10 protein-coding genes are annotated in these 14,024 nt (G+C 71.8%); 3 read left to right on the top strand and 7 right to left on the bottom strand.

Going from position 1 to position 14,024, the window contains the following annotated elements:
- Positions 1-244: 244 nt before the first annotated feature.
- Together KM427_RS09110 and KM427_RS09105 are read right to left on the bottom strand one after the other, a co-directional pair.
- Entirely contained in the window at positions 245-1,237 is a 993-nt protein-coding gene (locus tag KM427_RS09110) for a TauD/TfdA family dioxygenase (protein WP_183590724.1), read from the bottom strand.
- A 473-nt stretch (positions 1,238-1,710) separates the two neighbouring features.
- Complete coding sequence (locus KM427_RS09105) at positions 1,711-2,508, bottom strand: IclR family transcriptional regulator (protein ID WP_183590725.1); 798 nt, start codon at positions 2,506-2,508, stop codon at positions 1,711-1,713.
- A gap of 114 nt (positions 2,509-2,622) precedes the next feature.
- Here KM427_RS09105 and KM427_RS09100 point away from each other — a divergent pair, with 114 nt between their 5' ends.
- Both KM427_RS09100 and KM427_RS09095 read left to right on the top strand, forming a co-directional pair.
- Positions 2,623-4,797 carry a malate synthase G gene (locus KM427_RS09100; RefSeq protein WP_215526997.1) on the top strand — a complete coding sequence of 725 codons (2,175 nt, stop codon included), beginning with the start codon at positions 2,623-2,625 and terminating at the stop codon, positions 4,795-4,797.
- Positions 4,797-5,225 carry a GlcG/HbpS family heme-binding protein gene (locus KM427_RS09095; RefSeq protein ID WP_183590727.1) on the top strand — a complete coding sequence of 143 codons (429 nt, stop codon included), beginning with the start codon at positions 4,797-4,799 and terminating at the stop codon, positions 5,223-5,225. Before KM427_RS09100 ends, KM427_RS09095 begins: the two co-directional genes overlap by 1 nt.
- 41 nt (positions 5,226-5,266) lie before the next feature.
- On the opposite strand, the gene KM427_RS09090 is transcribed toward KM427_RS09095, so the two are convergent.
- Both KM427_RS09090 and KM427_RS09085 read right to left on the bottom strand, forming a co-directional pair.
- Positions 5,267-6,469, bottom strand: coding sequence for an MFS transporter (locus tag KM427_RS09090; RefSeq protein WP_252275211.1), 1,203 nt, complete (start codon positions 6,467-6,469; stop codon positions 5,267-5,269).
- Positions 6,470-6,537: 68 nt separating this feature from the next.
- The gene (locus tag KM427_RS09085) at positions 6,538-9,888 is read right to left on the bottom strand and encodes an ATP-binding protein (protein ID WP_215526996.1); all 3,351 of its coding nucleotides are present in this window, start codon (positions 9,886-9,888) and stop codon (positions 6,538-6,540) included.
- Positions 9,889-10,005: 117 nt separating this feature from the next.
- On the opposite strand from KM427_RS09085, the gene KM427_RS09080 reads away from it, so the two are divergent.
- Positions 10,006-11,427, top strand: a complete 1,422-nt coding sequence (locus KM427_RS09080) for an FAD-binding oxidoreductase (RefSeq protein WP_215526995.1) — start codon at positions 10,006-10,008, stop codon at positions 11,425-11,427.
- Positions 11,428-11,633: 206 nt separating this feature from the next.
- Here KM427_RS09080 and KM427_RS09075 read toward each other — a convergent pair whose 3' ends face one another.
- From KM427_RS09075 to atpD, 3 genes are all read right to left on the bottom strand, one after another.
- Positions 11,634-12,083 (bottom strand): DUF2550 domain-containing protein, encoded by a 450-nt coding sequence (locus tag KM427_RS09075; protein ID WP_215526994.1) that lies wholly within the window; start codon positions 12,081-12,083, stop codon positions 11,634-11,636.
- 82 nt (positions 12,084-12,165) lie between these two features.
- The gene (locus tag KM427_RS09070; protein ID WP_183590732.1) at positions 12,166-12,567 is read right to left on the bottom strand and encodes a F0F1 ATP synthase subunit epsilon; all 402 of its coding nucleotides are present in this window, start codon (positions 12,565-12,567) and stop codon (positions 12,166-12,168) included.
- Entirely contained in the window at positions 12,567-14,021 is a 1,455-nt protein-coding gene (gene atpD, locus KM427_RS09065; protein ID WP_183590733.1) for a F0F1 ATP synthase subunit beta, read from the bottom strand. The genes KM427_RS09070 and atpD overlap by 1 nt, the downstream gene beginning before the upstream one ends.
- Positions 14,022-14,024: the final 3 nt, after the last annotated feature.

The raw sequence follows: 14,024 nt of genomic DNA, 5'->3' as shown, positions 1-14,024 counted from the left end.
ACCGCGGGGGCGCAGGAGGCCGCGCGGTCCCGTCGTCGTGGTGGACGCCGGCTGGCCCGAGCCAGCTGGCCCGGCGAGCGCTCGTGGTCATCGCTGTTGATACGTCGGGGGTATCCGTGCTCAGGGTGCGTGCCTCGCAAGGCGGCGGCGCGACGGCATACCTGGTTGTCTACCGAGCGTCGCCGACGCGGCGAGGTGCGTGCACTGGGTGGGTAGACCCTGGGTGAATCAACGGTGATGGCCACTAGGCCCGGTAGGTCACGTTGCTCACGGCGTACTCGGGAGCGAACTCGTAGTAGTCGCGAAGCGTGACCCAGAACCTGATCAGGTCCCGCTTCATGTCGTACGCCTCGTGGTCCTCGTACTCGGTGCGCGAGTGGACGATCAGGTGGTTGTTCAGGAACTGCATGTCACCGGGCTGGAAGATCATGTCGAGGTAGATCGAGGGCGAGCTGGCCACCTCGTCGAACATGTCGAGCGCCGCGATGGATCGCTCGGTCAGCCGCGGTGCGTCCTCATGGCGCTGGGACGACTCGATGTAGCTGCGGCCGTAGCGCGCGCTGAGCCGGCCCTGGTGGGCGCTGAAGATGGGCGACAGCTGGAAGCCGGGTCCCTCCGCGTCGATCGGGAGCCGCTTGTCGAAGGCGAAGCTCTCGTAGAGCTCGGCCACCAGCTGCGGATCGCGCCGCAGCATCTCGTTGTGGATGGCGGAGGAGCTCGCGATCCGGCTTGCTCCGCCGCTCTTCGCGGCCCGTCGGCACAGCAGCGCCACGACGTCCGAGCCGTCCACGTGGTAGTCGAGGGTGGCCGTGGTCTGGTACCCGCGGACCTCGGGGTCCCGGTAGTCCTTGCCCTGATCGCGGACGTGGACCAGGAGGTCGTTGCGGGCGTTCTGCGGCAGCGGGATGCCGATGTGCGAGCCGAGGATCCAGTAGGCCAGCTCGCACTCGGGCTCGCTCAGCTCGAAGACCGGAAGCCCTCGCACCAACGAGAACCCGAGCCCGTCCGTCAGCTGGTCCAGCACCTTCGCGATCAGCGGCTCGGTACGCGGCAGCGGGTAGTCGTCGCGCGTGATCTCCCCCAGGGGCGCCCCGCTCGCCTGGGCGTCCGCCACGGCCTGCAGCAGCTCATCGATGTTCTCCTGCTCGAGAACGACGGTCGCCTCCGGCGAATCGGCCACCTCGGGGCCGACCCAGGCAGCCGGGGAGTCAATGGGCTGGATGTTGGTGTGGTCCATCGTGTGCACAAACCTTCCATCGTCGGAATTCATGGTGCGGAAACAGATCTCGTGGATACGGATCACGGCCGCGATTCGACCTGTGTTGCGTCTCACATTGCGATCCAACGTACCGTAGAACGAGATGATCGGGACTGTCTAGAGGATCCTGGAAAAGTCCTGAAAATAGATTTCAAATAGCAAACAAGGGCGCGCCGAAGTGCGCGGTAGAGGGGGTCTCTCCGCGCTCTCGACACGCCCTTCTGAGGCATGTTTCACGGGGCGTCCGGCACCGGGGCCGAAGCGCTGGAAAAGAATCGCCTTTGCATTTCTTGACCGCAGGCGACGCGCGCCGCGCAGACCGGCCTGTCACTCACCGGAAATGCAATATGCGTCCGATATCTAAAATGACGATCTATCGATGGCAGGAACCACCCGAATCTGACGGAGACATCCGTTCGGGCATTCCCACCCTCCTCACGATCTCCGTCTCCTCATCCCTTCGCCATGCCGGCAGCGCCGATCGACATCTCGCCCGCCAGCCGCTCGGCGGCACCCTGCAGCAGCGGAACGGCGCGAGCGATGATGTCGTCGGTCATGCGGGCCCGAGGACCCGACACCGACACGGCCATCCAGGACATCCGCTCCGCCTTGATCGGGACGGCCACGCACCTGACCCCGATCTCCTTCTCCTCCTCGTCCATCGCATAGCCGAGTCGGCGGATCTCCGCCAGGTCGGCGAACAGTGCGGTCTCGGTGGTCAGGGTGTGTGGCGTGTAACCCGGCAGGCCGACCCGGTCGATGACACTGCGGATCTGGTCGTCGTCCAGCTGCGCGAGCAGAGCCTTGCCCACCCCGCTGCAGTGCAGCTCGACCTGGCGTCCCACCTCGGTGAACATGCGCATCGCGTGACGTGAGGGGACCTGGGCGACGTACTCGGCGTGCGCTCCGGTCAGGATCGCGAGGTTCGCGGTCTCGCCGAGCGCATCGACCAGCTCGCCGAGGATCGTCTGGGTGTTGACGCCCACCATCGAGCTGGCGGTCGCCCCCAGCGGAACCAACCGGAACCCGAGCGCGTAGCGACGATTCGGCATCTGGCGCATGTAGCCCCGGTCGACCATGGTCTGCAGGAGCCGATGGATCGTCGGCAACGGGATGTCGGACGCCGCCGCGATCTCCCCGATCGCCAGATGGCCGCCCCCGGCGGCCACGATCTCCAGCAGGTCCAGGGCGCGATGAACCGACTGGACGCCGCCGCTGCTACGGCGCGATTCGCCGTCAGGAACCACCATCCGCCGTACCCCTCTCCTCGCCAGCGGGCCGTTTGACAACCACCCTCAGGCTGTCTAGTTTCCACTATCCAGACAGAGATTTCCACATCTCGGAAACTTACGCAAGGGGTTGGCATGCCAGATCGGGTACGCGTCGGACGGCTGAGCGTCGCGGAGGTGCTGCATCGGTTCATCGTCGAGGAGGCGCTACCGGGCTCCGGAGTCGAGCCGGACAGCTTCTGGGCGGGCGCGGACGCGATCATCCACGAGCTCTCCGGTCGCAACGCCGCCCTGGTCGCTCGGCGCCGTGAGCTGCAGCAGCTCATCGACGACTACCACCGGGCCGCCCCGGGCTCGCCCGACCCCGCCGCCTACCGGCGCTTCCTCGAGGAGATCGGCTACCTGGCCGAGGACCCCGAGGACTTCGCGATCACCACCGCGGGCGTGGACGTCGAGATCGCCGAGCAGGCCGGTCCGCAGCTCGTCGTACCGCTGCTCAACGCCCGGTTCGCGACGAACGCCGCCAACGCGCGGTGGGGGTCGCTGTACGACGCGCTCTACGGCACCGACGCGATCCCGGAGGACGACCTCCTCGCCCGCGGCGCCGGCTACAACACCGTGCGCGGCGCCGAGGTCATCGCGCGGGGACGCGCACTGCTCGACGCCCACTTCGGCCTTGCCGGCGGCTCCCATGTCGACGCGACGTCGTACTCGATCGACGCGCAGGGCCTGGCCGTCCACGTCAAGGACGAGGTGCTGCGCCTGGCGGACCCGACACAGCTGGTCGGTCACCGCGGGCCGGCCGGCGAGCCCGACGCGATCGTCCTGGTCCACCACGGACTGCACCTCGAGATCCTGATCGACCGCGCCGACACCGTCGGCTCGACGGACACCGCCGGCGTCAAGGACCTCGTGCTGGAGTCGGCGGTCTCGACGATCATGGACCTCGAGGACTCGGTCGCGGCGGTCGACGCCGACGACAAGGTGCAGGCCTACCGCAACTGGCTGCGCCTCATGCAGGGCACGTTGGCCGCGGAGGTCACCAAGAACGGGCGCACGTTCACCCGCGCGATGAACCCCGACCGGGAGTGCACGTCGCCCGGAGGCGAGACCGTGACGCTCCACGGTCGCTCCCTGCTCTTCATCCGCCAGGTCGGGCACCTCATGACGACCGACGCGGTGCTCGACGAGCACGGCGACGAGGTGCCCGAGGGCATCCTCGACGCGCTGGTCACCGGGCTCGGCAGCGTCCACGATCTGCGCGGCAACTCGCGCCTGCGCAACTCACGCACGGGCTCGATGTACGTCGTCAAGCCCAAGCTGCACGGCCCCGACGAGGTCGCCTTCACGTGCGAGCTGTTCGCCCGGGTCGAGGAGGTCCTGGGCCTGGCCCCGCTCACGATCAAGATCGGCATCATGGACGAGGAGCGGCGGACCAGCCTCAACCTGAAGTCCTGCATCTCGGCCGCGCGCGATCGGGTCGCCTTCATCAACACCGGGTTCCTGGACCGGACCGGCGACGAGATCCACACCTCGATGCAGGCCGGTCCCCTGGTCCGCAAGAACGACATGCGAAGCGCGACCTGGATCCGCGCCTACGAGGCGTCCAACGTCGACATCGGCCTGGCCTGCGGTCTCCGGGGGCGCGCGCAGATCGGCAAGGGCATGTGGGCCGCGCCCGACAACATGGCCGAGATGCTCGCCAAGAAGATCGACCATCCCCGGTCGGGCGCCACCTGCGCCTGGGTGCCGTCGCCGACGGCCGCGACCCTCCATGCGATCCACTATCACCAGGTCGACGTGCACCGGGTGCAGCGCGAGCTCGCGGGAAGGAGCCGCACGTCGAAGGCGGAGCTCCTGACGATCCCCCTGGGCGACCCGGCCGCGTGGTCCGCCGCCGACCGGCAGGCCGAGCTCGACAACAACATCCAGGGGACGCTGGGGTACGTCGTGCGGTGGATCGACGCGGGCGTCGGCTGCTCGAAGGTGCCGGACATCGACGGCGTTCCGCTCATGGAGGACCGCGCGACCTGCCGGATCTCCTCGCAGCACGTCGCGAACTGGCTCGCGCACGGCGTCGTCTCGGCCGACCAGGTCGAGGAGACGCTGCGCCGGATGGCCATGGTCGTGGACGGTCAGAACGCCGACGACCCGACGTACGTCCCGATGGCGCCCGCCTACGACGGCGAGGCCTTCCTCGCCGCACGCGACCTCGTCCTCCAGGCGACGGAGCAGCCCAGCGGCTACACCGAGCCGATCCTGCATCGGCGCCGGGTGACCGCCAAGACCCACACCACCAGGAGCAGCTGATGTCCCTCGACCTCGCCACCGCCCGCGCGATGATCGCCGCCGCCCTCGACCATGGATCCGCGGCGGGCCTCAAGCCGCTGACGGCGGTGGTGCTCGACGCCGGCGGCCATCTCATCGCCGCCGAGCGCTCCGACGGCTCGTCCAACAAGCGGTTCGAGATCGCCTTCGGCAAGGCCCACGGGGCGATCTCGCTCGGCATGGGGTCCCGCGCGCTGATGGCCCGCGCCGAGCAGCAGGGCTACTTCGTCGCCGCCGTGACCTCGGCCGTCGGCGGGGCGCTCGTGCCGGTCCCCGGCGGCGTGCTGGTCAAGGACGGTGGCGGGACCGTGATCGGCGCCCTCGGTGTCACCGGGGACACCTCGGACCACGACGAGGCGGCCGCCGTGGCCGGCATCGAGTCCGTCGGACTCCTCCCCCAGCCCGACTGAGCCGCCGGTCCCAGGGAGGCATCAGCCGGTGGTGCCGGGCGTCAGTGCTCGGCCCGGCCCACCGGCTGGTCCGGAGCCGCGGCGGACGTCGGCGCCCGCCGCTCCCGCGCGGCGAACACCGTGGCGGCCGCGGGGATCATCAGCGCCGCGATGACGAGCAGCGTCTCCAGGGTGCCGACCTGGTCGGCGAGCAGCCCGAGCAGCGGCGGCCCGGCCAGGAAGGCGGTGTAGCCGATCGTGGAGACCGCGCTCACCCGGCGGGCGGCGCGCAGCGGGTCGTCCGCGGCCGCGCTCATGCCGACCGGGAAGCCCAGCGAGGCACCGAGGCCCCACACCACGATGCCGATCCCGACGAGCACGATGCTGCCGCCGAACACGATGAGCAGGATGCCGACGAACGCCGCGGCGGCACTGCTCCACAGCACGGGGGCGCGGCCGTAGCGGTCGAGGACCACCGGGCCGTAGAGGCGGCCGGCCATCATCGAGCAGACGAAGACGGTGAAGCCGGTGACGCCGACCCAGTGCCGCACGTCGTACCCGTCGATCAGCGCGAGCGACAGCCAGTCGTTGGCGGCCCCCTCGGAGAGCGCGAACGCCATCACCATGACGCCGATCGCCAGCGTGCGCGGCTCGCGCCACGGCGACCAGCCGGTCGACGTGGCGCTGTCCGGGTGCTCCTCCTTCGCGGGGAGGTACGCCGCGGCCGCGCGCCAGGTCGCGATCGCGGCCAGCACCGCGAAGCCGGGCACGTGCAGCAGCAGCGGCGCGTGCAGGGCCGCCATCGGGATGCCGATGCCGGCGCCGGCGAACGAGCCGAGGCTCCAGCCGGCGTGGAAGCGCGGCATGATCGTCCGCTCGAGGCGGTGCTCCACCTCGGCGGCCTCGACGTTCATCGAGATGTCCCAGGTCGCGATGCCGATGCCGTCGACGAAGAAGCCGATCGCGGTCAGCGCGATCAGGTCGGTCACCACGCCGGTCATCGCGACGGTCAGCCCGACGGAGACCAGCACCGCACCGAACCGGGTCACGGCGGCGGCGCTGTAGCGGTCGATGAGCCGGCCGCTGAGCGGCAGCGCGATCACCGATCCGATCGAGATGGCGAGCAGCAGCAGGCCGAGGGAGGCGTTGCCGAGGTCGAGCGCGCTGCGGATGTCGGGCAGCCGGGAGACCATGGTGGCGAAGCAGAAGCCGTTGAGTGCGAAGCTCAGCGCCACCGCGTTGCGGGTGTGGAGCAGGGACGTCACCGCCCCAGCGTTCCCGATCCGGCACCGCTCCTCCAAACCGGTACCCGACCGGTCCCAGACGGGCCGCGTCAGAAGCCGTGGGTACGGCGCAGGCCGGCGAACCAGTCGGCGAACACCGGGATCCGCCACGACGCGGCCTGCACGAGCGCGGCATCGGCGTGCCGGGCCGCGAGCTCCGACTCCCCGACCGCTGCCGCGGCCATGGCCAGGTAGGCGTCCACCGGGCCGATCGCCAGCGCGGAGCCACCGCAGGCGCTGCGGCCCGACGCCGGCGCCAGCCGCTCGTAGGCGCCCGCGGCGAGGCCGCGCTCGCCGAGGTAGAGCGCCAGCTCGGCGCCGTGGGCCCAGGCGAGCAGCGAGATCTCGTTGTGGTGCTCCAGCGGCGCGCCGCGGGCGGCGTACGTCGCCCGCGCCCGCTCGTGCTCCCCGGCCCGCCAGAGGAAGACCGCGATGCTCGCCGCGAAGGGGTACGACGACTCGTCGAACATCTCGAGCACCGGCACCATGTCGAGCGACCGCCCCTGCCACAGGGAGATCGCGAGCCGCGCGGCGAGCACGGTCTCGCCGCCGGTGTCGTGCGTGATCCGCCGGTCGAGCGCCTCCAGGTGCTCCAGGTGACGCGCGCAGTCGTCCCAGCGGCCCGCCATCGCCAGCCACGGCAGCTCCAGGCCCTCGAGCGCCAGCTCGCCGAACGCGATCCGCAGCTCCTCGGCCTGCGCTCGCGCGGCGGCGGCCTGGGACCACATCTCGTCGATCCGGCCGGCCTCGCCCAGCGCCGCCGCTCGCAGCACCGAGGAGACCAGGTGCGCCCGGGGTCGGCCGAGTCGGTCGGCCAGCTCGACGGCCTCGGTGATGATCTCCAGGCGGTACGGCGCGTTGCTCGGCGCCCAGAGCCCCGCGAAGTAGATCTGGCAGGCGTCCAGCAGCAGCACCGGGTCGCCGAGCCGCCGGGCCATCGCCAGCCCCTCGTCGGCGAGCGCGGTCAGCTCGTCGAAGGAGGCGCTCTCGCCGAGTTCGTTGGCCAGGGCGAGCAGCACCCGGCAGCGCAGCGCGCCGTCCTCCGGCGGGAGCCGGTCCAGGCTGCCCCGCAGCGCTCCCACGACGGTCGGGTTGACCTCGCCGGGCCCGGCCGAGCGCCACAGCACGCCCTGGCTGGTCGACACCGCGGCGGCGGCGACCGCCTCGGGGTCGCGCAGCTGCTTGCCGGTCTCGATCGCCTGCTCGACGCTCGCGACCAGGTCGGGCAGCTGAGCGGCCCAGCGGTAGGACTCGATCAGCGCGGTCAGGATCGCGTAGCGGTCCCGCGGCGTCCCCTGCCCGTCGCCGTCGAGGGAGACCAGCGCGCCCTCGAGCAGCTCGGCCGCCTCGTCGTACGCATAGAGCCGCCGGGAGAGGTCAGCGGCGTCGACGGCCGCGCGCCAGGCCCGGTCGGCGTACGACGGGCCGGCCTCGCGCCAGTGCCGGGCCAGCTCCGTCTCGCGTCCGGGCGCGCCGCTGAGCGCCTCGGCCACCCGGGCATGGGTGCGCGCCCGACGGCTCAGGCTCAGCCCGGCCCGGAGGGTATCGCGGACCAGGGCGTGCGCGAAGAGGTACCGGTCGATGCCGTCCTCGCGGACCAGCCCGGCCGCCTGCGCGGGCTCCACGACGTCGAGCAGGTCGTCCTCGTCGATGCCGGCGACGGTCGCCAGCGTCGGGACGTCGAACGTCCGGCCGATCACCGACGCCGACCGCAGCGCCGCGACCGTCGCCTCCGGCAGCCGGGCCAGGCGCTGGTTGAGCACGTCGGCGACCGCGCCCGGCAGCTCCTCACCCTCGCCGCCCCCGCTGCCGAGCCGGGCGAGCTCGACCAGGAAGAACGGGTTGCCGTCGGTGCGCTCGCGCAGCACCGCAACGGCGGCCGGGGCCAGCTCGCGGGACGCGATGCTGGCGAAGACCGCCGCCGCCTCGGTGGGGGCGAGGCCGGACAGCTCGACGCGGACGGCGTGCATCCGGGCGAGCGCCTCCGAGACCTCGGCCAGCAGCCCGCTCGCCTTCGCCGGGCTGCGCCAGGTGGCGACGACGAGGAGCCGGGCCAGGTCGCTGGTCTCCACCAGCAGCCGGAGCACGCGCAGGGTCGAGGCGTCGGCCCACTGCAGGTCGTCGAGCACCACCACGACGGTCCGGTCTCGAGCGGCGCTCCGGACCGTCTCGACGATCCGCTCCCAGGCCCGGAACTGCTCGCCGTCCCCGCCGTCACCGGCGGCACCGGTCGTCGTCTCGTCGAGGAGGCTGGCGCCGAGTCCCTCGAGCACGGAGCGCCACGGCCACAGCGGCGGCGCGCCGTCGTCCTGCGAGCACCGGCCCACCAGGGCGAGCATGCCCCGCTGCCGAGCGCGGGCGATCAGCTCGGCCGCGAGCCGCGACTTGCCGATGCCGGGCTCGCCGGTGATCACGGCGTACGACGGAGCGCCCCCGTCGGCGCGCTCGATGGTCGCGAGCAGCGCCGCCAGGTCCTCGTCCCGCCCGACCATCGGCCAGGGCGCGACCGGCTCGGCCTCGGCGGCCGGCCCCGGGCCGGGCCGCGGGGCATCGGGAGTCTCGGGAACCGGCGGCGACGCGGTCGCGGCAACGCGGGGGCGCACCCACTCCAGGTCAGGGTCCTGACGCAGCACCGCGGCCTGCAGCTCGCGCAGGTCGGCCGACGGCTCGATCCCGAGCTCCTCGTCGAGGACCCCCCGCAGCCGGGCGAGCGCGTCGAGCGCGTCGGCCTGGCGGCCGCTGCGGGTCAGGGCGACCGCGCAGAGCGCCCACAGCCGCTCGCGCAGCGGGTGGGCCGCGATCAGCGCCTCGAGCTCGGCGACCACCGCCGCGTGCCGGCCCAGGGCCAGCTCGACGACCGCCCGGTCCTCGACCGCGACCAGCCGCAGCTCCTCGAGGCGCGCACGCTCGGCGACCGCCGGGTCGGCGTCACCGAGCTCGGCGTACGGCGTACCGCGCCAGAGGTCGAGCGCCTCGGCCAGCACCGCGGCGGAGCGCTCCAGGTCGGGCTCGCCCAGCGGTGCCGCTCCCCAGGCCGGCAGTGGCTGCAACCTCCGGTGCTCGTCGGAGACGGCCCGCTCGAACCGGTGCGCGTCGAGGTCGTCGCCGGGCACCCGCAGCGCGTAGCCCGGTGCCACGGTGACCAGCACCTCGGCCGGCGCCCGGCGCTGCCGCCCCGGCTCCAGCACGCGCCGCAGGTGGGAGACGTACCCCTGGAGCGTGCCGGTCACCCCGGGCGGAGCACCGTCTCCCCAGAGCAGGTCGACGATCCCGTCCACCGAGACCGGCCGGCCGCGGGAGAGCGCGAGCGCTGCGACGAGTGCGCGCTGCTTCGGGGTGCCGAGGTCGACCGGCGCGCCCGCGAGCCGGACCTCGACCGGACCCAGCACCGACACCTCCACGCCGGAAGCGTAGATCCCGGCGGCCCGGCTCCGCTCCCAGTCGGCTCGAAGCGATCTCCAAGTCGGCGGGCGCAAGGTCATCCCACCGATCGATCCACCACCACAGGAGTCATCACCATGACCATCGAGCTCAACGACGCACCTGCCGCGGCCCTGAGCGGGCTGCTGCCCGGTCGCCTCCACCTCCCCGGCGACGCGGGCTACGACACGGCCCGGATCGCCTGGAACCTCGCCGTCGACCAGCGCCCGGCTGCCGTCGCGCTCCCCCGCAACGCCGCCGAGGTCACCACCGTCGTCCGCCAGGCCGCCGCGGCCGGCCTGCGGGTCGCCCCGCAGAGCACCGGCCACAACGCCGGCCCGCTGGCCGCCCAGGGACTCGACGACGTCGTCATCCTGCGCACCTCGGAGATGAGCACCGCCATCGCCGACCCGGTGCGCGGCATCGTCCGGGTCGAGGGCGGTGCGACCTGGGAGCCCGCCGTCGACGCCGCGGCCGCGCACCACCGCGCCGTGCTGCACGGCTCCTCCCCCGACGTAGGCGTCGCCGGCTACAGCCTGGGCGGCGGCATCGGCTGGTACGCCCGCAAGCTCGGCCTCGCCACCAACAGCATCACGGCCGTCGAGATCGTGATCGGCGACGGGACGCTGGTCCGCGCCGACGCCCACACCAACGCCGAGCTCTTCTGGGCGGTGCGCGGTGGGGGCGGCAGCTTCGGCATCGTCACGGCACTCGAGTTCGCGATGTTCGACATCGCGACGGCGTACGCCGGCTTCCTCATGTGGGACCTCGCCGACATCGAGCCGGTGCTGCGCGAGTGGGCGGCCTGGGCGCCCGGCGCTCCGGACGAGATCACCACCGCCTTCCGGGCGATGCGGATCCCGCCCCTGCCGGACCTGCCGGACTTCCTCAGCGGCAAGGAGATCGCGATCATCGACGGCGCGGTGCTCGGCTCCGACGAGCGCGGCGAACAGTTGCTCGCCGGTCTGCGGGCGCTGCGGCCGACCATGGACACCTTTGCCCGGGTCCCCGCAAAGTCGCTGGTGCGACTGCACATGGACCCCGAGGGCGGGGCCCCCGTGGCCGGGGACTCGACGATGCTCGGCTCCTTCCCCGACGCAGCGGTCGATGCCTTCATCGCCGAGGCCGGGCCGGACGCCCGGAGCTCGCTGCTGATGGCCGAGCTCCGTCAGCTCGGCGGCGCGCTCGCCCGCCCGCACCTCGGTGGCGGCGTGCTGCACCGGCTCGACGCGCAGTTCCTGACCTTCGCCGCCGGCATGGCGATGACCCCGGAGATGGGTGCGCAGGCGCACGCGGACGCCGTACGGCTCAACCAGGCGCTCGAGCCGTTCCAGAACGGGCGGCAGTACTCGAACTTCGCCGAGAACCCGGTCGACTCCCGGTCGTTCTTCGACGCCGGGGCCTGGACCCAGCTCGCCGGCATCCGCAGCGCCGTCGATCCGCACGGCGTCTTCGTGGCCAACCACCCGATCCCGCGCCTGTTCGAGGACGGGCAAGCGACCAGCGGCGTGCGAGCGTAGCGAGCACGGCGCGTGAGGTCGCGCAGGTTGAGCAAGCGCGCGGCCGAGCCTGCGAGGCCGCGACCGCGCGTCGAAACCCAGTGAGGCGGGGCAGGGCGGTGACCACGGTCACCGCCCTGCGCGTCGGGACGGTGGCTTTCGAGGCTCGGGCCTGGCGGCCCTCGCACCTCAACCACCGAGACCGACCACGGGCACGGGCGCCGCACCTACCGCGGACCGCGGGTCCAGTCGGTGCCGGGAGGGCCGGACTCGAGCCAGGACTGGAAGCCCATCAGCGAGGCCGGCGACATCGCCAGCTCGACCGAGCCGGACGGCGTCCGGCAGGAGATGACGACGTGCTCGGGGTAGAGCGAGATCTGCTCCGGGCCCTCGGGCTCGCGCCGGCCGGTGTAGGTCACCTCGGAGCGCTGGAGCACCCGCTTGGGTCGCGGCCAGAGCGAGAAGTAGCGGAACCACTCCAGGGACTCCCCGGAGTAGCGGCCGAGGCCGAGAAGCCAACCGCGCCCGACATGAGCATGTCGGACGCGGTAGCTGAGCTCGAAGGTGCCGCCGTGGCGAGAGAGCAGACGTCGCCGGACGATCAGGCCCAGGCCGTAGAGGACGGCGAGAACGAGCAGCACGCCAGCGGCATCCAGGAGCCACTGCCACACCGGCATCCACGCCCTCCGTCCACTCCATTGCCGTGGGTGCACACCCTAGCGGCACCTCGGCAATGGAGCGGAAGCGGGTCGCTCAGGATCAGGAGGCCTTCTCGACGGCCCGGATCCGGGCCTCGGCACGACGCAGCCGGCGCTCGGCCTCGTCGTTCGCGCCGACGACGTTGCGGGCCTCCTCCAGCTCCGCACGCGCGGCGTCGACGTCGATCTCGTGCGGCAGCTGGGCGTGGTCGGAGAGGATCGACACCCGGCCGTCGGCGACCGACACGAAGCCGCCGTCGACGACCGCCACCACGACACCGCCGTCGGGGGTGGAGATCTCCACCACCGCATCGGTCAGCAGCGACAGGAGTGGCGCGTGGCCACGCAGGATGCCGACATCGCCCTCGGTGGTCCGGGCGATGACCATCTCCGCCTCCCCGGACCACACGGTGCGGTCCGGGGCGACCAGCTCGACCCGGAGCGGGGCGCTCTCGGCAGCCATCAGAGGTTCTTCTGGATCTCGGCCCACTTCTGCTCGACGTCGTCCAGACCGCCGCACATGAAGAAGGCCTGCTCGGCCACGTGGTCGTACTCGCCGTCCGCGATCTTGTTGAACGCCTCGATGGTGTCGGCCACCGCGACGGTCGAGCCCTCGATGCCCGTGAACTGCTTCGCCACGTAGGTGTTCTGGGAGAGGAACCGCTGGATCCGGCGGGCCCGGGACACGATGATCTTGTCCTCTTCGGACAGCTCGTCGACACCGAGGATCGCGATGATGTCCTGGAGCTCCTTGTTGCGCTGCAGGATCTGCTTGACCCGGATCGCGCAGTTGTAGTGCTCGGCACCGATGTACTGCGGGTCGAGGATCCGCGACGTGGAGGTCAGCGGGTCCACGGCCGGGTAGATGCCGAGCGACGCGATCTCACGCGAGAGCTCGGTGGTCGCGTCGAGGTGCGCGAACGTGGTCGCCGGTGCCGGGTCGGTGTAGTCGTCCGCGGGCACGTAGATCGCCTGCATCGAGGTGATCGAGTGGCCGCGGGTCGAGGTGATCCGCTCCTGGAGCACGCCCATCTCGTCGGCGAGGTTCGGCTGGTAGCCCACCGCAGAGGGCATCCGGCCGAGCAGCGTCGAGACCTCGGAGCCGGCCTGGGTGAACCGGAAGATGTTGTCGATGAAGAGCAGCACGTCCTGCTGCTGCACGTCGCGGAAGTACTCCGCCATCGTCAGCGCGGACAGCGCGACCCGGAGACGGGTGCCCGGGGGCTCGTCCATCTGGCCGAAGACGAGGGCGGTCTGACCGAGAACGCCGGCCTCCTCCATCTCGACCATCAGGTCGTTGCCCTCACGGGTGCGCTCGCCGACACCGGCGAACACCGAGACACCACCGTGGTCGCGGGCGACCCGCGCGATCATCTCCTGGATGAGCACGGTCTTGCCCACGCCCGCGCCGCCGAACAGGCCGATCTTGCCACCCTGCACGTACGGCGTGAGCAGGTCGATCACCTTGATGCCGGTCTCGAACATCTGCGTCTTCGACTCGAGCTGGTCGAAGGCGGGCGCCTTGCGGTGGATGCCCCACCGCTCGTTGACCTCGAAGGTCTCGCCCTCGGCGAGGTTCAGCACGTCGCCGGTGGTGTTGAAGACCTTGCCCAGGGTCGCGTCGCCGACCGGCACGGTGATCGGGCCGCCGGTGTCGGTCACCTGCGCGCCGCGCACCAGGCCGTCGGTCGGCTTCAGCGAGATCGCGCGGACCATGCCGTCGCCGATGTGCTGGGCGACCTCCAGCGGGAGCACCGAGGTCTCACCGCTCAGGGTGACGTCGACCTCGAGCTTGTTGTAGATGTCGGGCATCGCGTCCACGGGGAACTCGATGTCGACCACGGGGCCGATGACCCGGGCGATGCGGCCGACGCCAGCAGTGCCGGTCCCCTGCGTCTCTTCGATCGTTGCAGTCATGTC

Origin of the sequence: Nocardioides sp. LMS-CY (assembly GCF_018732145.1) — a bacterium.
GTDB lineage: Bacteria > Actinomycetota > Actinomycetes > Propionibacteriales > Nocardioidaceae > Nocardioides > Nocardioides soli.
The sequence above is the reverse complement of the archived record's forward strand: the minus strand, read 5'-3'. Positions and strand labels throughout refer to the sequence as shown.

Excerpts from the sequence above, each read along its gene's own strand:
- KM427_RS09105 (WP_183590725.1), bottom strand. The coding sequence starts at position 2,508 with ATGGTGGTTCCTGACGGCGAATCGCGCCGTAGCAGCGGCGGCGTCCAG.
- KM427_RS09075 (WP_215526994.1), bottom strand. The coding sequence starts at position 12,083 with ATGCCGGTGTGGCAGTGGCTCCTGGATGCCGCTGGCGTGCTGCTCGTT.
- KM427_RS09100 (WP_215526997.1), top strand. The coding sequence starts at position 2,623 with ATGCCAGATCGGGTACGCGTCGGACGGCTGAGCGTCGCGGAGGTGCTG.
- KM427_RS09110 (WP_183590724.1), bottom strand. The coding sequence starts at position 1,237 with ATGGACCACACCAACATCCAGCCCATTGACTCCCCGGCTGCCTGGGTC.
- KM427_RS09080 (WP_215526995.1), top strand. The coding sequence starts at position 10,006 with ATGACCATCGAGCTCAACGACGCACCTGCCGCGGCCCTGAGCGGGCTG.
- atpD (WP_183590733.1), bottom strand. The coding sequence starts at position 14,021 with ATGACTGCAACGATCGAAGAGACGCAGGGGACCGGCACTGCTGGCGTC.
- KM427_RS09070 (WP_183590732.1), bottom strand. The coding sequence starts at position 12,567 with ATGGCTGCCGAGAGCGCCCCGCTCCGGGTCGAGCTGGTCGCCCCGGAC.
- KM427_RS09095 (WP_183590727.1), top strand. The coding sequence starts at position 4,797 with ATGTCCCTCGACCTCGCCACCGCCCGCGCGATGATCGCCGCCGCCCTC.